Genomic DNA, 23,928 nt, shown 5'->3' on the forward strand with positions numbered 1-23,928 from the left:
CTGAAAATTTGACAAAAAATGTTATAATTTTCACCTTTTGGCATAAAAACACGCCACAATATCTGTTTTTGTACATTGGGGAATTTATGAAAACCTCTTTTGACCGCTACCAAACACCACCTGAGAGCATGACTGCCGATGTGGCACAGCTAATAGATACGCTGACGCTTGACAAGATTGCCACTGATACTTTTCAGGCACCAAGTTTTGATTATGTTGGGCCGCGTGTTTTTGGCGGTCAGGTGCTGGCACAGGCTTTGATGGCGGCAGCCCAAACGCTTGAAATTGACAAACCCTGCCACAGCCTGCATGGGTATTTTTTGCGTGGTGGCGATATTCAGCTGCCTGTGGTTTATCAAGTGCGTCGTCTGCGTGATGGTCGCAGCCTGTCAGCACGAGAGATTACCGCCGTGCAATATGTGCCAACTCATGCCGATGACAAGTCTGCCAAAACCAAGCCACAAGTGATATTCTCCATGATTGCTTCGTTTTCGCCGATGGAGGGCGGGCTGGATTATCAGCCTGCCATGCCCCAATACCCAGCCGCCGACAGCCTAAAGACCGAGCAGCAGCTCAAGGCTGATTATCTGCACAAAATTCCAGAATCGCTACAGGCTCGCTTTATGCGTCCTCGCCATGTTGAGATACGCCCCGTCCACCCCCAAGACCCCATCTCGCCAGCACCCACCACACCTCGTCAAGCCAACTGGCTACGAATCAGTGATATTGGCGAACAACCTGTTGCTATCCATCAGGCACTGCTTGCATTTGTTTCGGATTATTATTTGGTCGGCACAGCCCTGATGAGCCATGGGTTATCGCTGATGTCGCGTGGCTTGCAGTTGGCAAGCATTGACCATTCGATGCACTTTCATCGCCCCTTTGATATTCGTGAATTTTTGTTATACGAAATGTGGAGCGACACCACCAGCCACGCCAAGGGGCTAAATCATGGGCAGTTTTGGCAAGCGGGCAAACTTGTCGCCACCACACAGCAAGAGGGTCTGATGCGACTGCACGCCGATTGACAAGAGTTTGCCCATGGGCTGATTGCCACTTCGGCCATCTGGTATTTTTGACCTGACAGCAAAATACTTACCAAAAAATTGATACAATATTGCCCTTGGTAAGATTTTTGTACGCACCACTTGACCACGTCTATGCTGATGATTAGTATAATCAAGCAGTGGTTAAATGCCTTGTTTACACCCACACAATCCCACCAATGGCTATTGGCTTTATCAATAACACGGATACACACATGAGACATGGGTTATATTTTGGTTTTTTGGCACTGGCGGTGCTGGCACTGACAGGCTGTGATGTGGTCAAACAAACCATCACAGGCGACGAAAAAGCTCTAAGCGATGCACAAATCGCCAAGCTCATACCTGCACGCGTAAAAAATGCCAAAAGCTGGGCTGCTGACATGGCTGATATTTTTGATACTTTATCCATCAAAAAAGATGCCCAAAACATCTGCACTGCCATCGCTGTCATCGACCAAGAATCCAATTTTGCTGCCGACCCTGCCGTGCCCAACTTGGGCAATGCCGCCCTAAAAGCCATTGATGAGAAACTTGAGGACAAACTTGGCAAAAATTTGGCTGGGGTATTTCGCACCATGCTGGAGACTCGCCCAAGCCCTGCAAATAGCTTTATCAAACAAATCCAAGCAGTCAAAACCGAAAAACAGCTTGATGAGCTTTATCGTCAGATTTTTGATTATTTTACCCAGACCTATAAGGTCGCCCCTTTGACGAATATCACTCGCCTGTCAGGTCAAGGGCTGGACGAACGCATCAACCCAGTTACCACGCTAGGTTCGATGCAGGTGCATATTGACTATGCACGCAGCCATCGCCGTGCCAGCATGAGCGATCGTGATTTGCGTGCCGACCTTTATAGCCAATATGGCGGTCTGTATTATGGCATTCATCGGTTGCTGACTTACCCTGCCAATTACGACAAGCCCCTGTATCGCTTTGCTGATTATAATTCTGGTATGTATTCTAGTCGCAATGCCGCTTTTCAGCAGCGTGTGGCAACCTTGACAGGTCAGACGCTAGCCATCGATGGTGATTTGTTGCTGTATAACGATGGCACGCCACTGAACAAAAAATCCGCCACCGAGATAGCGACCATCAAACTGCTTGCAACAGCCACCAAGCCCGTCAGCGAACGCCAAATCCGCAGCGACTTTAAAAAAGAAAAAACACAAGGCTTTGAAAATACCGTTACCTACCGCACGGTCAGTGAGCTATTTGACAAACAAACAGGACGCAAAAGCACCTACGCCATCATGCCCCAAGTTGTCATCAGCGGCCCAAAATTAAGCCGAGATTTTGACACCAACTGGTTTGCTACCCGTGTTGATAAACGCTACCAAAACTGCATCGCGACCGCCAAGCGACTCAAACTTAGTTAGCCGCCAAGCATAAGTGCCATTTGGCTTTTGTTAGCTTTATTAAATATTAATTGGATAATATATTTGACAATGGCGGCCAGCCACGCCAGCAAACCACCATCTGGACTAAAAATCATACGACTGGCGTTTGATTATCGCTGTCTTGTAAATGTTGCGTTGTTTGTCAAATTAACTTATGCCAACACATTATTTGGTCTAAGAAACCACAGGATTTTTGATAATAAAGGAGCGTTAATAAAACCGTTTTGGCAATTATTGCTAAATCAAGCATGGCGGCGGCTGATGATGGCGGATTTGGATTGGTTTATTGCATTTGAGTTGTTCGTATCAACCAAGCAATGTGATTATTTAAGCAATAATCCCAGCTGTATAAAAATAAGCGAATTATAGGATTTGGCTCATCTGGCAAGTCAGAGTTTAATGCTTTTTGTTTAATAAATACACGCCGACCGCCGCCGACAATAAAATTGGCAATAACGCCATCAGTAACGGCGACAACCCTGCTGCCAAAGCCACAAAGCCTGCCAAATCCGTCAAATAACTAAACAGCAAACCTGTCAGTAATGCCAGCACAATACGCAAGCCCAAGCCCTGTGAGCGTAACGAACCAAATACAAATGATGATGCCACCAACACCAAAGACAGCACCGCAAATGGCGAAAATAGCTTTTGCCAAAATGCCAGCTCATGACGCACAGAGCGAGTGCCTTGATATTTCATCAGTTGCCGATGGGCATACAAATCGCTTAGCGACAAATCCTCAGGTTCTTTGGTCAATAAATGCACATCAGTCGGTGCAATTGGCAAAGTTAGCGTCTGCGTATCGGCGTGCGTTTTTTCAACACGGTTGTTGTTGATTGCCACCTCATCAACGCCAGACAATTGCCAAACATAACGCGTCGCTACGCCATCGGCTTGGTCTTTGGCTGATGAATTTTGTTGATAGATACCCTCATTGGCACGCAATGCCCCGACCAGATTGCCATCATCGAGCTGATACCGCTTGACCTCACCAAGCTTACCCTCGCTGTCAGCATAGCTGATATAGACGACATCTTGGCGATTGCCTTCATTAACCACCGACCAATAGCCATTGATGGAGATAATTTTGCTATAAATTGCGTCATTTTTGATGGCGGCGGCTTGTTGATTGGTGATGGGCAGCACAAACTGATTGACCACAAGTGCCAACAAAACAAAAATAAAGGCAGGCAACATCACCCAGCCGATGATGCGATACATACTAATGCCAGCCGCCCGCATGATGACAAGCTCGCTATTATTGGCAAGCAGCCCCAAGCCAACAACCGCACCGAGCAGCACTCCTGTTGGGATAAATTGCACCAAAAAATCTGGCGAACGATACAAAATAAACCGCAAAGCGTCCATCAGTGTATAGGTATCGCTAAGATTCTCAAGCTCGCCAAGATACGAAAAAATCACCTGCAACAACCACAACCCCAGCACTGCCGCTGTCATAGCAAGCAAAGCAGACACGATAACATACTTTGGCAAAATCAGCGACTTCATGCTAGTTTCCATCTGGTTTTTTGCGATTGAGGCGAATGCGTGCCACCCATCGCTCATGATAATTCAGATACAAAGCGAACGCGGTTAATAATACCATCGCCACAGCATAGCTACCCACGGGCAGTTTGCCTTTGGTGATACTGTCTTTTAGCGAAATCACCACCAAGACACTCGCCACATAAATAAAAATCGCTGGAATCAACTTCAGCCACCTGCCCTGCCGTGGGCGTGTGTAGGACAGTGGCAATGCCATCATCAGTGCCAACACCATCAACCATGGCATACTGGCACGATAACCCAGCTCTGCCATGGCTTCGTTGCGATTTCTATCAAGCGTCCCACGAATCACCTCAATTAATGCAGGGGTGCTGACCGCCTCGATACGCAGCTGCTTACTCTCATCAGCCTTAGGGGCGGTCAATGTCATGCGATAACTATCAAACCCCACCTGACTGTACTGACGACTGGCAGGGTCAATCTCATAACGGCGACCTTGGTACAGATTTAGCTGAATCTGCCCATTGTCAAGCAGTGTCTGGGTGGCAGATTTGGCAAAAATCAGCGTGTCTTTTTTGGCAGATTTGTCCGTCAAACTGCGATTGTCCGCCTGATTTTTTGCCATTTGTACGATAATCACATCGCCAAGCGACTCACGGCGTTGCCCAATCTCGCCCACATACAGATGATAATTGCCACTGCTGATGAATTGTTTTGGGCGAATCAAATCAAACACTTGAGCCATTGACTGCTCTTGCCAGATATTGCTCGCTCTGTACATACCCCACGGCTTTGCCACAAAAGACACCCAGCCTTCGGCAATCGCCAGCAGCAAACCAAGCGGTATCAACAACCGTCCCAGCTGACTGCGACTGATGCCACTGGCATTGATAACCGCCATCTCATGATCAGAATACAAACGACCAAATACCAACATTAAGCTGATAAAAAATGACAATGGCAAAATCAGCTCAAGAAAATACGGCAGATTATAACCAATCAAGCTAAACAATACGCCAACATTTAGCCCACCTTCGGCTGCGATGCCAAAATAGCGAATCAATCGCCCACCAAGCAACATCACCACCAAAAACCCCAAAACTAGGGCGGTGGTTGTAGCAACTTGACTGGTAAGATAGCGGCGTAAAATCACGGCAATTCAGCTTTATTATTTGTACAAATAAGTTATCATATCAAAAAATCAGACAAGTTTTAAGTAATTTGCCAAGTTTATTTTGTTGCCAGTTGTTGCCATGCTCTCTCTGATTGTCAAACCCAAATAATACTCAACTATTTTTTATAATATTTTTAATAAAAATAAATAATAGCCAGACCAATGCTCTTTTGCCATAGATTTGGCAAATTTAGCAAAATTTGGGTTTAGCTTGCCCAATATTTATGCTACACTAAAACCCAGTAAGATTGTTCAATTGATCAATCCTATATTTCATTAACCCCAAGAAGGAATTTATCATGCCCTTACCAAAATTGTCTCTTAGTGTGCAAAGTGAGCTGAGCCTAAAAAAAGCCACCAAAACCAACCCGCTACCGACCATCGTTGTTTATGCTACTGACGATGGTAAAATTTTGGGCAATTTACCAGATAGCGAACACCTAACCACCGCCAAAGCTCTGCTTAAACGCAGTAATTTTCAGGCTGGGCTGGGTGAGAGCGTCATCGACTATGCCATCAATGACAAAGACGCAGCAGCCATTGTTATCGTTGGTGTCGGCAAACTTGACAAGCTGGCGAATAATATCGCCAAAGTTGCCAATGCCACCTACAACGCCATCAAAACCAGCCAAAAAGCTGCCGTGCTGTGGGGTGATACCATTTGTCAGATTCACTTTACACAGTTTGTAACTCATCTTATTGGTAGCAGCTATCGTTTTGACCATCACAAATCCAAGCCGAAGCCTGCAGATGCCCTTAGTGAAATTGTATTAATCAACACCAAAGACAGCCTTGATGATTACAAAACCGCTCTGCAATTTGCCCAAGCCACCGCCACAGGCATGGGTGCTGCTCGTGATGTTGCCAACGAAGCTCCCAATGTCCTCACCCCAAGCGAACTTGCCAAAAAAGCCAAGCAACTTGCCAAAGACTATGCTGACACCATCACCGTCAGCGTGCTGGGCGAAAAAGACATGGAAAAACTTGGCATGGGTTGCTTTTTGGCAGTCTCACAAGGGTCAGACCAAGAAGGCAAACTTGCCATCATTGAATATTATGGCAAATCTGGCAAATCTGGCAAAAAAGCCAAATTAAACAAGCCCATCGCACTGGTTGGCAAGGGTCTGACCTTTGATTCAGGCGGTATTTCATTGAAGCCATCAGCTGGCATGGAGGAGATGAAATTTGACATGGGTGGTGCTGCGTCAATTTTGGGTACCATGCACGCCATCGCCGAAGCCAACCTGCCCATTGATGTCGTGGCGGTGCTTGCCTGTGCCGAAAATATGCCATCAGCTCGTGCCTCTCGCCCCAGCGATGTGGTTACAGCAATGAATGGTACAACGGTTGAGATTCTAAACACCGATGCTGAGGGTCGCCTTGTGCTGTGCGACACACTGTGCTATGTGCAAGAAAACTATGAGCCGAAGGTCATCATTGACACCGCCACCTTGACAGGGGCTTGTGTTATCGCCTTGGGCAGTGTGCGTTCGGCATTGTACAGCAATGATGAGGACACTATCTTTGCTCTGCAAGCTGCCAGCGAATACACCAATGATTTGGTTTGGCATATGCCACTTGATGATGCCTATGATGAGCAAATCAATTCAAAAGTTGCCGATATCCAGAACATTGGTGGCCGCGAAGCAGGCTCGGTAACGGCTGCCTGCTTCCTAAAACGCTTCATCAAAGAAGGTCAAGCGTGGGCACATCTTGATATTGCTGGCACAGCATGGAATGGTGGCGGCACTTGTGCAGCAACAGGTCGTCCTGTGGCATTGCTTGCTCAATACCTACGCAGCCAAAGCCAAGCATAACACCACACCAAGCCTTAAAGCAGGGTTCGCCCTGCTTTTTTGCCTTGTTAATCAAGCCAATCATAAAATCATTACGCACTCAAGCTTGGCAAGATTGGTATATTAACACGGCTATTGGTAATTTGACCGTCATTATCATGCGTTTCACATGAAACCATTACGCATACCTTGTGGCAAAATTCTCAAATCCTGCCAGCAACAGCCCAAAACCACATCAGCCTTGCTGTTTGTTGGCAAACACGCTTGCCACCTCCCTTGTGATAAGCAAAAAAAATCCGCATCAAACAATGCGGATTTTGTGAGATTTTGGTTTATTTTAGCACTTCGGCGATGGCATTTGCCACATATTCAACATTGGCATTATTTAGCCCTGCCACGCACATACGCCCATTATCAACCATATACACCGCAAATTCCTCACGCAAGCGTGCCACTTGTGCTGCGGTTAAGCCTGTAAAGCTAAACATACCTCGCTGCTTGGTAAAGTAGCCAAAATCACGCTCTGGCAGTCGCTGCTGTAGTGCTGCTTGCAACTTGGCACGCATATCACGAATGCGATCACGCATTTGATAAACCTCATCAACCCACTGCTCAAACAATGCCTCATCGTTCATCACAATGTCCACGACAGCATTGCCATGTGATGGCGGGCTTGAATAAATGCGGCGAACGGTGAATTTTAGCTGACCCAATACCGTATCCGCCTCTGCCTTCGTTGGTGCAACCACTGACAGTCCGCCAACACGCTCACCATACAATGATAAATTCTTTGAAAATGAGTTTGATACGAATACCGTCAGACCCTTTTCGACAGCCAGACGAATGGCGAACGCATCGGCGTCCATATCATCGCCAAAGCCCTGATAGGCAATGTCCATGAACGGTATGAGTTTTTTGCGTTTGACGATATCCAGCACCACTTCCCACTGTTCACGGCTCAGATCCACACCAGTTGGGTTGTGGCAGCATGGGTGCAATAGCACGACATCATTTTCGTTTAGTGTCTCAAAAAAAGCACACATCTCATCGAACTTTACGCCAATGGTCGCTGGGTCATAGTATGGATATTTGCCAACTTGCAGCCCCGCTCCCTCAAAAATGCTGATATGATTGCCCCAAGTTGGGTCAGACACATAGCATTTGGCAGTTGGGAACCATTCATGGATAAAATCCGCTCCCACTTTTAACGCACCAGAACCACCAAGCGTTGCAATCGTTGCCACACGCCCCTCTTTGATAACCGCAGCGTCTTTACCAAACAGCAATTCTTGACACGCTTTTTTATAGCCTGCCAAACCGTCCATCGGCAAATAACCGCGTGGGCGTGGTGGATTGGCGATTTTTGCTTCGGCAGTCTTGACGCATTCTAGCACGGGCAACTTGCCATCTTCGGTATAGTACACACCAACGCCAAGATTGACCTTAATGTCAGTGCGATCATCATTTGCAAATTTATCCATCAGACCCAGAATCGGATCGCCAGCATAGGGGGTAACATGAGTAAACATGGCATTGTCCTTTTTTTGGTGAATTGATTAGTGAGATTTTGTTGAAACACGGGCTAAAAACAGCGACAAAATACAGCCCTAAGTATAGCCGAAAAGCACTGCATTGTCTGCGGTATTTTTGGCGTTTTTTCGCAAAAATGCTACAATTTGTAAGTTTGACCGCCCATTAGGCATGGTAAAGTTCAAATAGCCTATGGTCAATCAGATTTTGCATGGGCATTTTGCCGATTTCATGGTGAATTGACAAGCAGTGATGGCGACAAAGCCGCCGCCAACTTGTGCCAATTCATCACACAGCTAACCTGCCTTGGCATGAGCGGTCAAAAACTCATGGGTATTTTGCTCCAAAAACCCCTTAAACGCCAATGCCGCTGGCGACAATGAGCGATTTTTGTGCGTGTACAATAAAAACTTACGCTCCACCACAGGGTCGGCAATCGGTCGCATGACCAGTCCATTTTGCTCAACCCACTCAGCGGCATACAATAAACACAGCGTAACACCCAAGCCCATACGCGTCATGCCCAGTGCTGTGGATAAGAAATTAACCTCAAAATCAGGGTTGAAAATACGGCTAGATATCTGTGCTGGCAGCTCGTTTTGGAGGCTTTTGATAAATGGGCCATTTAGCGTAATAAGTCGCTCGTTCAATAAATCCGTCCAACGCACGACATCTTTTTTGGCAAAAGGGTGCGTGGCTGGCAACACCAAATAAAACGGCGACGAAAACAAAGCGATTGCCTCAAGGTCATCAGAATACATTCGCTCTGGTGCTATGCCCAAATCCGCCTCAAGATTTTCGATATGCTCCACCACATCATCGACCGAGCAGTCGGTTAGGGTTACTTGGATATTTGGGTGCAACTCACAAAATTTTGCCACAAACTTTGGCATGGCACTGGCGGACAGTTGCTGCGACACCGCCAAACGCACATGACCTTGGTGCAGTGATTTTAGGTTGCTGACTTTTTCATTTAGCACCGACATCTCATTAAGTACACGCCGTGCTTGTGGCAACAGCCTCGTGCCTGCATCGGATAAGTATAATTTTCGCGTGGTGCGGTCAAACAATTTCACACCGAGATTTTGCTCAAGCTCTTTAATCAGCCCAGATAATGCCGATTGCGTCAGGCACAGCGTCTCAGCAGCTTTGGTAAAACTGTTTTGTTCAGCGACCAGCACAAAGGCTCGCAGTTGGCGAAGTGTGGTACTCACAGCCACCTCTTATTAATGCTTGCACATCTATAATATGGCAAATTATGATAAATATATTAGTAGATATTATAAATGATAATTATCAGAATGCAACCTGATTTTTGGCGAAAATATCAGCAAATACAGCCATCTTGTACAGTCTTTGCCATTAGCGGTATTTGCTTGATTGTTGGCGGAGTGGCAGTCCTTTGCCATTGCCGATTATAACTAAGGAGCAATGATGGTAAACACATAAGCTGCCAAATTCACCAACAGCACGATGCCATATAGGATATTTGTTCGCCCTTGATTAAGCGATAACATGACAATAAAAGTTGATAACCCAAGCAGCACCATAGATTTGCCATCCAGCCCCAATACCAGCGGAATGCCGTACAATAAGCAAACGATGGTAACAGCAGGAATGGTCAGTCCGATGCTTGCCAATGCCGAACCCAGTGCCAAGTTAAGACTGGTCTGAAAACGGTTGCGGCGTGCTGCATTCAGTGCCGCCAAGCCCTCAGGCAACAACACCACAGCAGCGATAATCACACCAACCAAAGCCGCAGGAGCCCCCATTGCCGCCACCGCCGCCTCAATGCTTGGGCTTAGGCTCTTGGCAAGCATGACAACGATGCCCAAGCACACCAACAAAAACGCAAAACTTGCCGCCGTAACCTTGCCACTTGGCGGTTCGGCATGATGGTCAAGATCGTCATCAGCAGCCAAAAAATAATCACGATGCCTTACCGTCTGCACCATAATAAACGAGCCGTACAGCACCAAAGATGCCATCGCCACAAAAACCAGCTGGGCTGATGAATAAGTCCCTTCGGCGGTCGAGGTGGTGAAATTTGGCAAAATCAGCGTCATAACCAAAATTGACACCAGCGTAATCAGTGCGGTGCTGGCAGATTTTTGCCCAAAAAATTGCTCACGGTGCTTTAACCCACCTATCATCAATGACAAACCCAAGATACCATTTAAAATCAGCATAATCGCTGCAAATACCGTATCTCGTGCCAAAAATGCCGCATTGTCGCCACCTGCCACCATCAACGAGATGATGAGTGCCACCTCAATGATGGTAATCGCCAATGCAAGGATAATCGTACCAAACGGCTCGCCAACTTTGTGTGCTACCACTTCGGCATGATATACCGCAGACAGCACGCTGCCTATCAAAAATACGCCACCCAATATCTGTAGCAAAATACTGCCTTTAATGCCAAAAAAGAACAATCCCCAAGCCACCAATGGCACTATCATCGACCACACAGGCAACCCAAAGCGTGAATTTGTCGCCATACCCGCTCCTTAATTTATGTATTCAAGTTCAACCATCAGCCATTGCTTGGACATTGGTTTATTATTTGTTTTAATTTTTGATGACAAGCCAATCAACAAACGCCTATTGCTCTGTCGGCACAGGTTTTTCTAGTCGCGTAACCAGCAGCTGGTCTATCTTATAATGATCGATATCCACCACCTCAAACTTGTAGCCTTCATGCTCCACCCAATCAGCAGGACGAGGGATTTTTCGCAAGCGATACATAATAAATCCAGCCAGCGTCTCATAATGCTCCCAGTCAGCAAATTCCTCAATGCCTAGGGCGTGCTTAACATCATCTATCGGCGTGATACCATCAATCAACCACGAATGCTCATCACGGCGGATAATCTGCTGATCCTCAGGCTCTGCCGCCGCCCAATCCCCCATCACCGTCATCATAATATCTGACAGAGTAATCACTCCCACAACCAGTGCATATTCATTAATCACCACCGCCATTTTTTCATTGCTGGCACGAAATTTATCCAACAGCTCTGACAAAGTCAGCGTATCAGGGATAATCAGCACATTGCGAATGGTTGATTCATTAAGCTGAAAAAACGACTGCTGATTCAAAATCCGCACCAAAATATCTTTGGTGTCCACATAGCCTATCACCTGATCGATATGCTCGTTACACACCAAAAATTTTGAATACGGATAATCGGCAATCTTGTGGCGAATACTCTCCTCACTCTCACCGAGCGTAAAAAACACCACATCTTCTCGTGCGGTCATTGACGATGGCACCGTTCGCTCTTCTAGCTCAAAAACATTCTCAATAAAATGCTGCTCTTGTTCTTGCAGCACGCCTGCCTCAGCCCCAGCATCAACAATGGCAGAAATATCATCAAAAGTGATATTGTCATCACGAGCGGTATTGACCTTAAACAGCCTAAAGGTCAGATTGGCAATGGCATTGATTGTCCATGCCAGAGGCTTAACCAAACGAATCAGCCAAGTAACAGGATTAATCACCGCCAGTGCGACTTTTTCAGGGTTAATCATTGCAATGCGTTTGGGAATCAAATCAGCATACAAAATAAACAACAGCGTTACCACTGCAAAAGACGCAAAAAATGCAATGCTGTCTAGCCACACCCCTTGATAAACCATGCCCAGCCAGTTGGCAAAATAAGGACGCAATGCACTCTCACCAACCGAACCGCCCAAAATAGCGACCGCATTTAGCCCAATTTGTGAAGTGGCAAAAAAATCCGCCGAATTTTCTTGAAGTTTCAACACTTTATCGGCACGCTCATCGCCAGACTCGGCAAGCAGTTTGAGCTTGATTTTTCTGGCACCTGCCAAGGCAATTTCTGAAATCGAAAAAAAGCTCGAAGTCAAAATCAGCACCAGAATAATCACAAGATTTTGAAATAAACTCACGATAATTTTCCGCTGTTGGATAAAGTTAAGGTTATTTTGGCTGACAGTCAATCAGCTGACCCTTGACCCCACTGGCAGCATCGCTCATCAGATATACATACGCAGGCATGATTTCTTCGGGTGTTTTTAGGGTATAAGGATTCTCACCCGGAAATGCGTGTGCACGCATATTGGTGCGAGTCGCCCCAGGGTTAATACAATTAAACCGCAAGGCAGTCGATGCTTGTGTCTCTTGGGTGAATATCACTGTCATGCCCTCCACTGATTGCTTGGATAAGGCATAAGCCCCCCAAAACGCTCGTGGGTTTGATCCCACGCTGCTGCTGGTGAATATCACCGAACCGCTGCTTGCTGCACGCAAAAGGGGTATAAGGCTCTGGGTCAGCATGAACACAGCGGTAGAATTAACTCGCATAACCTGCTCAAAGGTAATCGGATCGTACATCTCAAGCGGTGTCAATGCCCCCAAAATTGCGGCATTGTGTAGCACGCCATCAAGATGCCCAAATTCTTTTTCGATTAATCGTGCCAGCTCTTGCATTTGGGCAAAACTTGCCGTCTGCAAATCCATCGGCAAAATCGCCGCCTGTGGCAAGCCTAGCCGCTCAATCTCATCATAGACCGCCTCAAGTTTGCTCTGGGTTTTGCCAAGCAACAGCACGGTTGCCCCACAGCCAGCATAGGTCAATGCTGCCGCCTTACCAATGCCATCACCTGCCCCTGTAACCAAAATAATTTTGTCTTTTAGGCTGTCTTTTGTATATTCAAATGCCCGCATGGCATCGTGTGAAATCATCTGTTGCATTATCCTGTCTCAATACCAAACCGCTACGCCATCACTTGTGCCAATACCCAATCACTTAGTTCAATTGGTGTTTCCACGATGGCATCAGCTCCCCAGTTGTCAATATTTGTCAAATCATCAGCGGATAGATAGCCAAACTTTGCCACCACCGTTGTCATGCCTGCAGCCTTGCCTGCCTCAATATCACGGTGATGATCGCCAACATAAATACAAGCCTTCGCCGATACGCCAAGTTTTTGGCACGCCAGATACATCGGCTCAGGATCAGGCTTGGTGTGCGTAACATCATCAGGACAGACCAACACGCCACAGCGTTCGCTCAATTGCAGTTTTTGCAACAAGTTCACCGCCAAATGGCGTGGCTTATTGGTAACAATTCCCCACGGCACGCCTTGACGCTCAAGGGATTGCAACAAATCATCTAGCCCTGAGAACACACGGCTGTCCACACAAATATCCGCCTCATACGCCGCCAAAAAATCCTCACGATACGCCAAAAGTTCAGGGTCATCATCGCTGACATTGTCAAATTTACCATCAAATATCAGTCGCACCATCGCCCTTGCTCCTGCCGAAACCTGCTCACGAATCGCGGCATCGCTTGGCACGCTATGGCCATCTTTGACACACAAGTCTTTGATAATACGAATAAAATCAGGAGCGGTATCAATCAGCGTACCGTCCAAATCAAACAACACTGCTTGTATCTTAGCCATGATCACCTCTGTTGGCATCTGACATATCTGCCAAAGATTCTGCCTGTGGCTTGACAAATGCCATCATATAATTCACATCAACATTGCTATTGGACAGCCAATAATGCTTGGTGATTGGATTATAATGCAGGCCTGTCATATCAAAACGACAAAAACCTGCCTGCATTGCCATTTGATCAAGTTCAGCTGGCGTGATAAATTTCTGATAATCATGCGTGCCTTTATCCACCAAATTTAGCACATATTCTGCACCGATGATGGCAAATAGATACGACTTTGGGTTGCGATTGATGGTACTCATCACGCACACGCCACCTGGTTTTAGCAAATCATAGCACGCCTGCACGATGGCAGCAGGGTCTGGCACATGCTCTAGCATCTCCATGCAGCTGACGACATCATACTGCTCAGGCTCTTCTTGTGCCAGCGTTTCGGCTGGCACACAGCGAAACTGTAGCTTTTGCATGCCTGTTTTGGCAGCGTGAATGCTTGCAGCTTTTAGGTTTGCCTCGCCCAAATCAATGCCCAGCACATCGGCACCACGCACCGCCATAGAATGTGCCAAAATCCCCCCACCGCAGCCAATATCCACCACGGTCTTATCCACCAATGATGAGCCATAATACTCACTGACTCTATCCTCAATCCAATTGAGCCGCAATGGGTTGATATCGTGCAAAGACTTAAAAGCCCCCATACGATCCCACCACTCATCGGCAAGTTTGGTGAATTTACCAATTTCATCAAAATCGGCATTGTCGGTGTGGTTGGCTGATTGCATGACACTTATCCTATTTATCAATCAAAATACTGCTATCTTATCATTTTTGACAGCTTTTGACTACTTTTGACAAACAGCCACCTGTTGTACTATCATCTCATTTATTGGCTGGCAATTGCAAAGCTGCTGCGTTGAGATTTGGTAAATCTTGCCGTGATTTTGCTCATTTTTGCCAATTCTTGCAAATTTTTGGCAATAAATATAAAAATTTATACAATCTGCAACGAATAATTAAGGAAACTAATGCCACATTTGCCAAGAAATACGCTAAACTATATGGCAATTTAATAACCGACACAAAACCGCAAATGGCGTCTTTCGCCAGCTGTTTTTTATAAGGAAAAATAACCATGAAATTCGCCCTAAAAACAACGCTACTTGCCTCTATGGTTGGTTTGGCGACATTAAGCCAAGCAAACTTTGTTGAAGGTCGTGATTATAAAGTTTTGGCCAACCCAGACCCAATCACCAGCGATGTCATCATCGTTCGTGAGTTTTTTTGGTACGGTTGCCCACACTGCAACAGCCTAGAGCCTTATATGCAAAAATGGGCAAAAACTCGTGCCAGCGATGTGGCATTTTTTCAGACGCCAGCAGCCTTAAACCCAATGTGGGAAGTGGCGGCACGCGGTTATTATGCCGCTCAGCAAATGGGCGTGCAAGAAAATACGCACCAAGCACTGTTTAACGCCATTCACAAAGACGGCAAACGCAACATCATCAGCAACCAAGAAGAGCTAAGCAACTGGTACGCTTCTCAAGGGGTTGATAAAGCAAAATTTAACAGTCTTTATAATTCTTTTGCAGTCAGCACCAAAGTTGAACGCTCCAGATCAAACGCCATGCGTTACCAAATCACAGGCGTGCCTGCTGTGGTCGTACAGGGTAAATATCTGGTAACAGGTGCCGATGCCAAAGTACCACAAGTGGTTGATTTCTTGGTCAATAAAGTGCGTGAAGAGAAAAAGAAATAACGCCCTTTTGAGCAATCATCTTAAAAAACAGCATTACGGTGCTGTTTTTTTTGTGCCAAAACTTGACACAAATTAGCAAATATCAATAACAGACCAAGAAATAATTATAATTTAATTTATTTTTTTTAAATCAACCTTCAATGCAGGATAAGTTGCCATCTCTTACTGGCAAAGATAATGCCATCTTTATGGTCGCAAATTTGCCTTGCCAAATGCTATTTTTAAATTTTCCAGCGAGATTGTTTTTTTAGAAATCTGATATTCTAATGATTAGATATCCAGCAACCAAGGAGGTACTTATGAACATCGTCATCATCTCAGGAAGTTCACGCCAGCAGTCGCAATCAAGACGCATCAGCGATATCGTCAAAACCGCTTGGATTGACAAATATGCAGAAGACATGGTTGATATTATTGATCTGTCAGAGCATCAAATTCCCCTTTGGGACGAGGCAATCTGGGAGGGTAATTGGTCATATCAGCCACAATGGCTAGCGATCAGCAATCGGCTCAAAGCTGCCGATGCCTGCATTTTTGTCGTGCCTGAATGGGCGGGCATGGCTCCAGCTCAAGTTAAGAACTTTTTATTGCTTGCCGATTTGGACTTGGCTCATAAGCCATCGCTGATTATCTCAATCTCATCTGGCATGGGTGGCAGCTATCCTGTGGCAGAACTGCGAATGTCGGGGTACAAAAATACGCACCTGCTGTGGATTCCAGACCATGTCATCATCAGAAAATGCCAAGATTTTTACCCAAATGCCAGTGGTTATGGATTTGAGACCAACAGATTGGATTATTGTCTGACGCTATTACAAGCCTATGCTACTAGGCTGCAAGGGCTGTCGCATGACCTACAGACCCAAGGACTGCTAGAACACAGATACGGAATGTAGTGTTTATGCAAGCAATCAAGGAATTTCTCAATCCCTATATGCTCAAGTTCATCATCAGCTTTATCAGTGCTGATATTGCCATCATGCTCTCACAAGCCATCATTGCTTGGATTTTGTATGAAAATCTTGGGATACAGTATGTAACCGCCATCGCTCTGATTGCCCTATTGGTGAATACCATCGCCAATAAAAAGCTGGGATTTTTGCTTGATAGCTATCCCAGAGTAAAACTGGTAATAACAGCAAACATCATCATGATAACCTTGACTGTGGTGGCACTGGTGAGCCAATCTATTTGGGTATTTGCCATGCTGTCTGTACTAACAGGGCTGTATTTTTCTTGTTTTTATGCCGCCAGAGGAGCAATTGCCCAGCTGATTTGTATCAATAACCCCAATCAGGATTTTACAAAATTAAACTCCATGCTTGTGGTTACCGACAAACTGGGTGCTATCTTGGTCGGGGTGATTGTAGCGTCGCTGTTTTCTTGGCTGGGTGCTGACGCCTTGATTGTACTGGCGTTGGTCATTTTGCTTATCTCAACCGCCCTGCTTGCCAAATTTAACAGTCCTACGACCAAGCCCACTGCACAAAACACCAAAGCCAAGCCAGCTGGCAGTTTTGCGTGGTTTTTTCAGCACAAAATCGCTCGTCTGATTGCTTGTGCCTTGGTTGTTACCATCGTAATCATGGCAGGAGGCACCATCAATCGGGTTGTCTTGTACGATGTGCTCAAACTCACCCCTGATTTCATCGCCTACACAAGCATCGCCTATAACAGTACAGCAATCATCGGAGACGTGATGGTTAATTGGATAAAGCATGAGACCGCCGCTATTTATGCTTGTATCGGTTTGGCGTTTTTGATGTCGTGCTTGCTGGTTATTAGCCCCAGTTTGTCGATGTTTATTGTTGCCTCAGCACTGTTTGGGCTGCTCAATAGCATCAACCGCGTGCTATACGACAGTGTGATTATGCGTCATGTAGCCAATGAGCAAATTGGCACTTTTTATAGCCTGCTCAACAGCCTCAATCAAGGGTCGCAATTTTTGATTTTAATTGCCACCAATGCCTTTTTGGGGATTGCAAGCACCGCCAATGAACTGCTGACTCGCTGGGTGATTGTTTTTTATCCTACCATTTTCTTATTAATTCCTGCATTTTTGTGGTTAAGTGGCAAATACCAAAAAGCAAAAACCTGACTACACCACCCAATCCAAATCAGCAGTCGCGGGCTAATTTGTAGCACTCTTTTGACACAGAGCTATTTTACTGACTTAATAAAAGTACAGTTGTACGCTTTTTCTTACAATTATTGTCAGGATTTGCTACTGTATTTTTTGAGTAAAATTTGCGATACTGCAATTGTGGCAAGGATTGGGCAAGGTCGCCAACAAGGACGAATGCTGCATTAGGGAAAGAACGCAAGGAATGAAGGCAGATGCCTTTTGCTAAGGATTGCAATAAAGCCGCACAAATCTACCTTGTACGGCTTTATTGCTCTTTCAACCTAAGTTGGGAGTTTTGCAAACAAGTGGTTATTATAGCCGATTTTTATTGGAAATGAAAATCAATTTTAATAAACGCTATCTTTGATAAAATCAATCAGCCCACTTGCCATCACCACCATACGGCTAAGTGGACAAAATCGCCACTTCTTTCACATAGCTCTCAAAGTCTGCCACACTCTCCGCCAACAGCTCATCATCGCCCAAATGCTTGGCATACTCAATCCACAACAAAAGCTGATACACACTATTAAACTCGCTGGCATTGAACTGCTTGACAAACTGCTTGATGCTGCTCTCGTCATCAAGTTTTAGGCGAGTATGCCAAGTTGTGATTTTGGCGATTTGTTCTGGAGTGAACTTCATGGCAAATAACGCCTGCGTCAAGCTGTGTCTGTCTTCTTCGACAATGAGCTTGCCGATGCGTTTGATTTGGCGATTTTTTGCACCACCTGACGCAATGGTGGACAGCTGTGCCAATTCGTCCAAAAAATATTCACTGACTGGCAGCTGACTTTGTTGTTTTTTGGACAAATTTGCCAAAGGGGTCGCCAAAGCCTGCAAGCGTTCGTGGGCTTTTTTGATTTCGGTGCGAGATACTCGCATATCCATTTTAGAAAAATCAATCATATCGCTACTCTTGTGCCTTGCACTTTCAATCTCAATCATCTATGCTATAAAGCATGGCTAACTGTGCCACAGTCGCCGCTCTCGGTGCTTGCTAATGATGTGTGCGGTATCTGCCAGATGATTTGCCAGCTGCCGCTTGACCTTGTTTAGCACATACACCGAGCGGTGCTTGCCACCTGTGCAGCCGATAGCGATGGTAACACTGTGGCGATTGCTGCCAGCAAAATTGGGCAACCATCGTATCAAAAAATCAGCAATATCCCCCGCCATCTTGTCCACCTCGGCAAACTGTGCAAAAAATTCACACACCGCCACATCCTCACCTGTTTTGGCACGCAATGCAGGTTGCCAATGCGGATTTGGCAAGACTCGCACATCAAAAACAAAGTCTGCATCAATCGGCGTACCGTATTTAAAGCCAAAAGACAGTAAATTTATTGTCAAAGTCGCATCCAAGCCCAAATAATCACGAACTTTCACCTTTAGTTCATGGGTATTGATTAGGCTTGTATCAATGCTCACATCTGCCAATCGTGCAATTGGCTCAAGCAGTGCCGTTTCTTGATGAATCGCCTCTGGCAGACTGTCAGCAACCTGCGTCATAATCAATGGGTGAATACGCCGCGTCGCCCCAAACCGTGCCACCAGCACAGACTCACTGGCGGTTACATACAGCACCTTGACACAATGCTCGCCATAATCTTGCACCAATGCCTCATGCACCTGCTCAAAATCGGACAAATCCGCTTCGGCAACACGAGCATCAACCCCCAAGGCAATCTTGGCAACATGGCTATCAGCAGTCAATTGCCCAACCGCACCCACCAACAAGGACAAAGGCAGATTGTCAATCACATAATAGCCACAATCTTCCAAGATATGCAGCACCGAGGTTTTGCCAGAACCCGAACGCCCAGAGACAATGATAATTGATGGTTTGCTATTGGTTGCTGCCTGCATATTGTGTTCCGTATTGCTGTGATTATTGTCGCAAAACTTCCAGATTGTCAAGCAAGCGTGCCTTGCCAAGCCATGCCGCCGCCAAAATCACCAGCTGCTCATCGGTATGCGTTGGTTGCTGCAGGTGATGATTATAAATCTCCACATAATCAACCACAAAACCTGCCTGCGTCAATCTTGCTTTTGTTTCATCAATCAGGCTTGGATATGCCGCCAAATCTGCGTCAATTATTCGCTCTGCCAACGCCTGCAAGCTCTGCGACAACACAGGGGCAATGGCACGCTCGCTGGCACTTAGATACTGATTGCGACTTGATAATGCCAAACCATCATCGGCTCGCACAATCTCACCGCCGATAATTTTGATGCCAAAATTCAGCTCATCATTGAGCTTATGAATGATGGCAAGCTGCTGATAGTCTTTTTTACCAAATACCGCCACATCAGGACGCACGATATTAAACAGCTTACTGACCACCAGACCTACGCCATCAAAATGCGTCGGGCGGGATTTGCCGCACAAAATCTGTGTAATCTCACCTGATAGCACCTGCACATTTGGCGGATAGACAGGGTACATTTCATCAACACTGGGTGCAAAAACCATATCGGCATTGACCGTGCTTAACTGCTGACAATCCGCCTGTAGTGTGCGTGGATAGCTATCAAAATCCTCCCCTGCGGCAAACTGAGTTGGATTGACAAAAATACTCACCACCACAACATCAGCGTGCTGTTTGGCGATTTTGACAAGCTGTAAATGACCCTCGTGCAGATTGCCCATGGTTGGCACAAGGGCAACTTTTTGGTGTCTATGCTGATTAAGTGCCGCCTGCAACTGGGCAATGGTATGAAAAATTTGCATAATTATCAGTTGTTTTATTTAATCAAAAGCTGTGAGCATCGGTTGGGAAATTTTTGTTTTTTACCGATTGATGATATAGCTCAAACGCCCCTTGTATACTGCGACTATGGTTATTGCCATCTGTTAAGAAATCCTTAACAAACTTGGCTGGTTTGCGTGTATAAACACCCAGCATATCGTGCATGACCAGCACCTGACCGTCCGTATCAACGCCAGCACCAATCCCAATCACTGGCACCGCAAATCGTTCGGTGATGGTACGGGCAAGATCAGCTGGCACACATTCCAATAGAAGCACTGCTGCACCTGCATCAACCACCGCTTGGCAGTCGTCAAGGAGCTTCTGGGCAGCTTCATCGGTTCTGCCTTGCACCTTATAACCACCCAGTACATTGACCGACTGCGGTGTCAGCCCCAAATGCACACAGGTCGGCACGCCATGATCAGCAAGCGTCTTAATAATCGGTACAAGGTTGCGACCGCCTTCAATTTTTACCATTTGAGCACCTGCCTGCATGACAGCACGACTGCTGGCAATGGCATCGTCCAAAGTGGCATAGCTCATAAAAGGCAAATCCGTCATAATCAGTGCATGAGTATTGGCACGAGCGACATTGGCAGTGTGGTATGCCATATCCACCACCGTTACAGGCAATGTCGATGACTGCCCTTGCACCACCATGCCCAAGCTATCACCAACCAAGATGGTATCAATATCAGCTGCCTGCATCATCGCTGCAAAGCTGGCATCATAGCAAGTCAAACAAGAAAACTTCTCGCCTGCTGCTTTGTACTTGTTTAGCGTGGCTAAAGTAATGGGTGCTGTTGGCTTATCGGCTAAATAGGTCATAGATTCACTTAATATTAAAAATAGGCTTGCTGCTTGGTGGTATAAATCAGTCAAAATCAATCAGCCAAGCAACGGTTTTATTATGCGGACTGACAAAGCGGTTTTCAATCATGGTTTGCCCAATTGGCAAAATCTGCCTCCAATCGCACAAGCCCCGTCATATCACGACTAAGCGGATTGTCAGCTATCGGCACGCCAGCTATGGTTATCGCCGCATCCAGCTCGTACAGCGGCACAAGAACAAAATTACGCAAAGCCAACTCGCGATGAGGTATGGTCAATCGCTCACTGTCAATCTGCATATCTTCATACAGCAGCACATCAACATCCAAGCTGCGTTCGCCCCAGTGCCGAAGTCGCACACGAGCCGCCGCCTGCTCCATGCTTTGACAAAAATCCAACAGCTCAAACGCATCTAGGCTTGTCTTGGCGGTCAATACTGCATTATAAAAATCAGGCTGGTCGGTTACGCCATACGCCACAGAGCGATACAATGACGATACCCGCACTTCGTCAAATGCTGGCGACTGACAAACCGTCTGCACCGCACGACACAGATGATCAATTGGCGTACCCAGCTCATTGCCAAGATTGGCACCCAGTCCCAAATAACAACGCTTCATCATATATCTGCCTTAGGCTTGGCATTGGATTTGCGACCGCGAGTACGCTGCTTGTTTTTATTTGCTCCATCGGTTTTTTTGCTGCGACTTGACCTTTGCTTCTGCTGGTGGTGATGCTGTCCTGTGCCACCATCATCGGCATATTGCTGGGCTTTTTGTGCTGCCAAATCCGCCTCACTGATGCCCAGATTACGCTCTTTGATGGATAAAGTAGATGATGGCTTGCGTTTGCGATGGCGTGCCGCAGGAATGTACGGTTCATCATTGGCAAGCAATTTCTCAAAATCCGCCTCACTAAAGCAAACTTTGGCAAAAACAGGCACAGGCATCTCGGGGATGATTGGTCGTTTTGGCTTGGGCGGTGCCTGCTCATGGTTCTGTAGTAACTTATCCGCCCCTGCCACCACAAATAATGGCTCTGGGCGTGTCTTGACTACCTCACTACGCAAAGACAGCTCACGCAACTGGGCAAGCTCGGCATTCGTGCTGTCCTTGCCTCGTTCACGGCGGCGGCGTTTTGGTGCCAATGCCTTTTGATCAAATGCCTCAATCATCGCCTGCTTATCGGTACTGCTGGTATCTTGATATGCTTGCCACCATGATGCCATGCCCAAAGTCGGCTCGGACAATGGGTGATTGTCATGGCTTTCACGCATAACCAAAAAATCAAACGCCGCACGAAATCTTGGCAGCCTCTCAATATTGGCAATCTCACGCACACGCGGATTGACCAATTTTGGTTGCAAAAACCAAATCTCCGCAATAAACTGCTCGGCAAACTTTGGAATGGCGGTCTTGCTCCGCTGGGCATCAAACACCTGTTCGGCAGCCTTTTTTTGAGCATCAAAAAACTGCAAACCACGCTTTTTAAACTTCGCCAGCTGATACAGGTAATTTTCCCACAATAATGCCGCATAAAAAAATGCAGGATTGACACTTTTGCCCGCCGCCACTCGCTGATCGGTATTTTTGGCAATTGCCATCATCAGCGGTGTCGGTGCATCAGGGGCAAATCTCATCAAACTGGTCATCGCACCATGCTCAAACAACAGCGGCAACAGCGGTGCCAAATAGCCTCCGCCAAACATTTTTTGTGTTTCGTCATATAAGCGATGGGCAGAAACTTGCTCAAGCCGCCCCCAGTTATCAGCATGAAACTGACTTGCCAGAGATTTATCAAAATCAAAGCCAAGTTTTGCCTTGAACCGCAATGCACGCAATAGCCTTACAGGGTCTTCTTCGATACGCACCGCTGCATCGCCAAGTAGCCTTAGTCTACGATTGGCAATATCATCAAGTGCTGCACAAAAATCCAGCACCTCACCCTTGATTGGCTGATAATACAAGGCATTGATACTAAAATCACGGCGAGCAAAATCCTGCTCAATGCTGCCCCAGACATTATCACGCATCAGCATACCCTCTTCGGTAGTGTGCGTATCGTCTTTGGGCGGTGCTCGAAAAGTCGCCACCTCAATCATTTCACGCCCAGAATAAACATGGGCAAGCTGAAACCGTCGCCCAATAATGCGACAGCGACCGCCAAAAATTGCCTTAATCTCATGTGGGCGTGCATCAGTTACAGCATCAAAGTCTTTTGGTGCCAATCCAAGCAAACTATCACGCACGCCACCACCAACGATATACGCCTCAAAACCTGCTTTATGAAGTGTACTGACAACCTCAACAATGCTGTGTGGCAGACTGTCTTTTTGCAGCTGTAGCGACTGTGCCGAATGTATGGTGCGATTTATTTTTTGTTTTGGCTGCTTAGGCGAGTTGCCCATGCCTACTCCTTGATGAACTGGGATTTTCCCATACTTGTTTTACCAAACTTTCTATTTTACCGCTTATCCAATAAAAAAGCGAACAAAAAAGCGGACTTTTGCCAAAATTTGTTCAAAATTTATGCAATTTTGTCAATTTTAATACCGCAACAAGCCCAAGCCA

At 46.3% G+C, this 23,928-nt stretch carries 22 protein-coding genes; 7 read left to right on the forward strand and 15 right to left on the reverse strand.

Annotation, left to right across the window (positions count from 1 at the left end):
* Nucleotides 1-86 precede the first annotated feature (86 nt).
* From EL162_RS01810 to EL162_RS01820, 3 genes are all read left to right on the forward strand, one after another.
* Complete coding sequence (locus tag EL162_RS01810; protein WP_126329681.1) at nucleotides 87-1,028, forward strand: acyl-CoA thioesterase; 942 nt, start codon at nucleotides 87-89, stop codon at nucleotides 1,026-1,028.
* Nucleotides 1,029-1,261: 233 nt separating this feature from the next.
* Entirely contained in the window at nucleotides 1,262-2,428 is a 1,167-nt protein-coding gene (locus EL162_RS01815) for a DUF1615 domain-containing protein (protein ID WP_076555597.1), read from the forward strand.
* Between the two features lie 63 nt (nucleotides 2,429-2,491).
* Nucleotides 2,492-2,818: a hypothetical protein gene (locus EL162_RS01820; RefSeq protein ID WP_126329683.1), complete on the forward strand. Its 327-nt coding sequence runs from the start codon at nucleotides 2,492-2,494 to the stop codon at nucleotides 2,816-2,818.
* A gap of 27 nt (nucleotides 2,819-2,845) precedes the next feature.
* On the opposite strand, the gene lptG is transcribed toward EL162_RS01820, so the two are convergent.
* Nucleotides 2,846-3,958 carry an LPS export ABC transporter permease LptG gene (gene lptG, locus EL162_RS01825; protein WP_126329685.1) on the reverse strand — a complete coding sequence of 371 codons (1,113 nt, stop codon included), beginning with the start codon at nucleotides 3,956-3,958 and terminating at the stop codon, nucleotides 2,846-2,848.
* A gap of 1 nt (nucleotide 3,959) precedes the next feature.
* Nucleotides 3,960-5,108, reverse strand: coding sequence for an LPS export ABC transporter permease LptF (gene lptF / locus EL162_RS01830; protein ID WP_076555569.1), 1,149 nt, complete (start codon nucleotides 5,106-5,108; stop codon nucleotides 3,960-3,962).
* Between the two features lie 320 nt (nucleotides 5,109-5,428).
* Here lptF and EL162_RS01835 point away from each other — a divergent pair, with 320 nt between their 5' ends.
* Nucleotides 5,429-6,946: a leucyl aminopeptidase gene (locus EL162_RS01835; RefSeq protein ID WP_126329687.1), complete on the forward strand. Its 1,518-nt coding sequence runs from the start codon at nucleotides 5,429-5,431 to the stop codon at nucleotides 6,944-6,946.
* A gap of 311 nt (nucleotides 6,947-7,257) precedes the next feature.
* Here EL162_RS01835 and EL162_RS01840 read toward each other — a convergent pair whose 3' ends face one another.
* The 7 genes from EL162_RS01840 to ubiG all read right to left on the reverse strand — a co-directional run bounded on the left by EL162_RS01840 (nucleotide 7,258) and on the right by ubiG (nucleotide 14,672).
* Nucleotides 7,258-8,454 carry an amino acid aminotransferase gene (locus EL162_RS01840; RefSeq protein ID WP_126329689.1) on the reverse strand — a complete coding sequence of 399 codons (1,197 nt, stop codon included), beginning with the start codon at nucleotides 8,452-8,454 and terminating at the stop codon, nucleotides 7,258-7,260.
* 297 nt (nucleotides 8,455-8,751) lie between these two features.
* The gene (locus tag EL162_RS01845) at nucleotides 8,752-9,669 is read right to left on the reverse strand and encodes a LysR family transcriptional regulator (RefSeq protein ID WP_126329691.1); all 918 of its coding nucleotides are present in this window, start codon (nucleotides 9,667-9,669) and stop codon (nucleotides 8,752-8,754) included.
* 207 nt (nucleotides 9,670-9,876) lie between these two features.
* A complete protein-coding gene (locus EL162_RS01850) occupies nucleotides 9,877-10,956 on the reverse strand; it encodes a calcium:cation antiporter (RefSeq protein ID WP_076555566.1) in 1,080 nt (359 codons plus the stop codon).
* Nucleotides 10,957-11,059: 103 nt separating this feature from the next.
* Nucleotides 11,060-12,370, reverse strand: coding sequence for a polyamine export protein PaeA (gene paeA / locus EL162_RS01855; protein ID WP_076555565.1), 1,311 nt, complete (start codon nucleotides 12,368-12,370; stop codon nucleotides 11,060-11,062).
* Nucleotides 12,371-12,401: 31 nt separating this feature from the next.
* The gene (locus EL162_RS01860; RefSeq protein WP_126329694.1) at nucleotides 12,402-13,175 is read right to left on the reverse strand and encodes a YciK family oxidoreductase; all 774 of its coding nucleotides are present in this window, start codon (nucleotides 13,173-13,175) and stop codon (nucleotides 12,402-12,404) included.
* A 23-nt stretch (nucleotides 13,176-13,198) separates the two neighbouring features.
* Entirely contained in the window at nucleotides 13,199-13,894 is a 696-nt protein-coding gene (locus EL162_RS01865) for an HAD family hydrolase (protein WP_126331636.1), read from the reverse strand.
* Nucleotides 13,884-14,672 carry a bifunctional 2-polyprenyl-6-hydroxyphenol methylase/3-demethylubiquinol 3-O-methyltransferase UbiG gene (gene ubiG, locus EL162_RS01870; protein WP_126329696.1) on the reverse strand — a complete coding sequence of 263 codons (789 nt, stop codon included), beginning with the start codon at nucleotides 14,670-14,672 and terminating at the stop codon, nucleotides 13,884-13,886. Before ubiG ends, EL162_RS01865 begins: the two co-directional genes overlap by 11 nt.
* A gap of 350 nt (nucleotides 14,673-15,022) precedes the next feature.
* Here ubiG and EL162_RS01875 point away from each other — a divergent pair, with 350 nt between their 5' ends.
* From EL162_RS01875 to EL162_RS01885, 3 genes are all read left to right on the forward strand, one after another.
* On the forward strand, nucleotides 15,023-15,646 hold the full coding sequence (locus EL162_RS01875; RefSeq protein ID WP_076555561.1) for a thiol:disulfide interchange protein DsbA/DsbL: 624 nt from the start codon (nucleotides 15,023-15,025) through the stop codon (nucleotides 15,644-15,646).
* 299 nt (nucleotides 15,647-15,945) lie between these two features.
* Entirely contained in the window at nucleotides 15,946-16,542 is a 597-nt protein-coding gene (locus EL162_RS01880; RefSeq protein ID WP_170161394.1) for an NAD(P)H-dependent oxidoreductase, read from the forward strand.
* Nucleotides 16,543-16,547: 5 nt separating this feature from the next.
* Entirely contained in the window at nucleotides 16,548-17,744 is a 1,197-nt protein-coding gene (locus EL162_RS01885; RefSeq protein ID WP_126329700.1) for an MFS transporter, read from the forward strand.
* Between the two features lie 432 nt (nucleotides 17,745-18,176).
* Here EL162_RS01885 and yjgA read toward each other — a convergent pair whose 3' ends face one another.
* The 6 genes from yjgA to pcnB all read right to left on the reverse strand — a co-directional run bounded on the left by yjgA (nucleotide 18,177) and on the right by pcnB (nucleotide 23,765).
* Nucleotides 18,177-18,680 carry a ribosome biogenesis factor YjgA gene (gene yjgA, locus EL162_RS01890; protein ID WP_076555594.1) on the reverse strand — a complete coding sequence of 168 codons (504 nt, stop codon included), beginning with the start codon at nucleotides 18,678-18,680 and terminating at the stop codon, nucleotides 18,177-18,179.
* Nucleotides 18,681-18,737: 57 nt separating this feature from the next.
* Entirely contained in the window at nucleotides 18,738-19,640 is a 903-nt protein-coding gene (gene rapZ, locus EL162_RS01895) for an RNase adapter RapZ (protein ID WP_126329702.1), read from the reverse strand.
* A gap of 22 nt (nucleotides 19,641-19,662) precedes the next feature.
* Nucleotides 19,663-20,505, reverse strand: coding sequence for a pantoate--beta-alanine ligase (gene panC, locus EL162_RS01900; RefSeq protein WP_126329704.1), 843 nt, complete (start codon nucleotides 20,503-20,505; stop codon nucleotides 19,663-19,665).
* Between the two features lie 22 nt (nucleotides 20,506-20,527).
* A complete protein-coding gene (gene panB, locus EL162_RS01905) occupies nucleotides 20,528-21,355 on the reverse strand; it encodes a 3-methyl-2-oxobutanoate hydroxymethyltransferase (protein ID WP_126329706.1) in 828 nt (275 codons plus the stop codon).
* 104 nt (nucleotides 21,356-21,459) lie between these two features.
* Nucleotides 21,460-21,981: a 2-amino-4-hydroxy-6-hydroxymethyldihydropteridine diphosphokinase gene (gene folK, locus EL162_RS01910; protein WP_259772334.1), complete on the reverse strand. Its 522-nt coding sequence runs from the start codon at nucleotides 21,979-21,981 to the stop codon at nucleotides 21,460-21,462.
* Complete coding sequence (gene pcnB / locus EL162_RS01915) at nucleotides 21,978-23,765, reverse strand: polynucleotide adenylyltransferase PcnB (protein WP_126329708.1); 1,788 nt, start codon at nucleotides 23,763-23,765, stop codon at nucleotides 21,978-21,980. Before pcnB ends, folK begins: the two co-directional genes overlap by 4 nt.
* Nucleotides 23,766-23,928: the final 163 nt, after the last annotated feature.

This window comes from Moraxella cuniculi (assembly GCF_900637105.1).
Classification (GTDB): domain Bacteria; phylum Pseudomonadota; class Gammaproteobacteria; order Pseudomonadales; family Moraxellaceae; genus Moraxella; species Moraxella cuniculi.

Excerpts from the sequence above, each read along its gene's own strand:
- panB (WP_126329706.1), bottom strand. The coding sequence starts at position 21,355 with ATGACCTATTTAGCCGATAAGCCAACAGCACCCATTACTTTAGCCACG.
- EL162_RS01850 (WP_076555566.1), bottom strand. The coding sequence starts at position 10,956 with ATGGCGACAAATTCACGCTTTGGGTTGCCTGTGTGGTCGATGATAGTG.
- panC (WP_126329704.1), bottom strand. The coding sequence starts at position 20,505 with ATGCAAATTTTTCATACCATTGCCCAGTTGCAGGCGGCACTTAATCAG.
- EL162_RS01835 (WP_126329687.1), top strand. The coding sequence starts at position 5,429 with ATGCCCTTACCAAAATTGTCTCTTAGTGTGCAAAGTGAGCTGAGCCTA.
- lptG (WP_126329685.1), bottom strand. The coding sequence starts at position 3,958 with ATGAAGTCGCTGATTTTGCCAAAGTATGTTATCGTGTCTGCTTTGCTT.
- EL162_RS01815 (WP_076555597.1), top strand. The coding sequence starts at position 1,262 with ATGAGACATGGGTTATATTTTGGTTTTTTGGCACTGGCGGTGCTGGCA.
- EL162_RS01885 (WP_126329700.1), top strand. The coding sequence starts at position 16,548 with ATGCAAGCAATCAAGGAATTTCTCAATCCCTATATGCTCAAGTTCATC.
- pcnB (WP_126329708.1), bottom strand. The coding sequence starts at position 23,765 with ATGGGCAACTCGCCTAAGCAGCCAAAACAAAAAATAAATCGCACCATA.
- EL162_RS01875 (WP_076555561.1), top strand. The coding sequence starts at position 15,023 with ATGAAATTCGCCCTAAAAACAACGCTACTTGCCTCTATGGTTGGTTTG.
- rapZ (WP_126329702.1), bottom strand. The coding sequence starts at position 19,640 with ATGCAGGCAGCAACCAATAGCAAACCATCAATTATCATTGTCTCTGGG.
- folK (WP_259772334.1), bottom strand. The coding sequence starts at position 21,981 with ATGATGAAGCGTTGTTATTTGGGACTGGGTGCCAATCTTGGCAATGAG.
- yjgA (WP_076555594.1), bottom strand. The coding sequence starts at position 18,680 with ATGATTGATTTTTCTAAAATGGATATGCGAGTATCTCGCACCGAAATC.
- EL162_RS01860 (WP_126329694.1), bottom strand. The coding sequence starts at position 13,175 with ATGCAACAGATGATTTCACACGATGCCATGCGGGCATTTGAATATACA.
- EL162_RS01840 (WP_126329689.1), bottom strand. The coding sequence starts at position 8,454 with ATGTTTACTCATGTTACCCCCTATGCTGGCGATCCGATTCTGGGTCTG.
- EL162_RS01880 (WP_170161394.1), top strand. The coding sequence starts at position 15,946 with ATGAACATCGTCATCATCTCAGGAAGTTCACGCCAGCAGTCGCAATCA.
- EL162_RS01810 (WP_126329681.1), top strand. The coding sequence starts at position 87 with ATGAAAACCTCTTTTGACCGCTACCAAACACCACCTGAGAGCATGACT.
- ubiG (WP_126329696.1), bottom strand. The coding sequence starts at position 14,672 with ATGCAATCAGCCAACCACACCGACAATGCCGATTTTGATGAAATTGGT.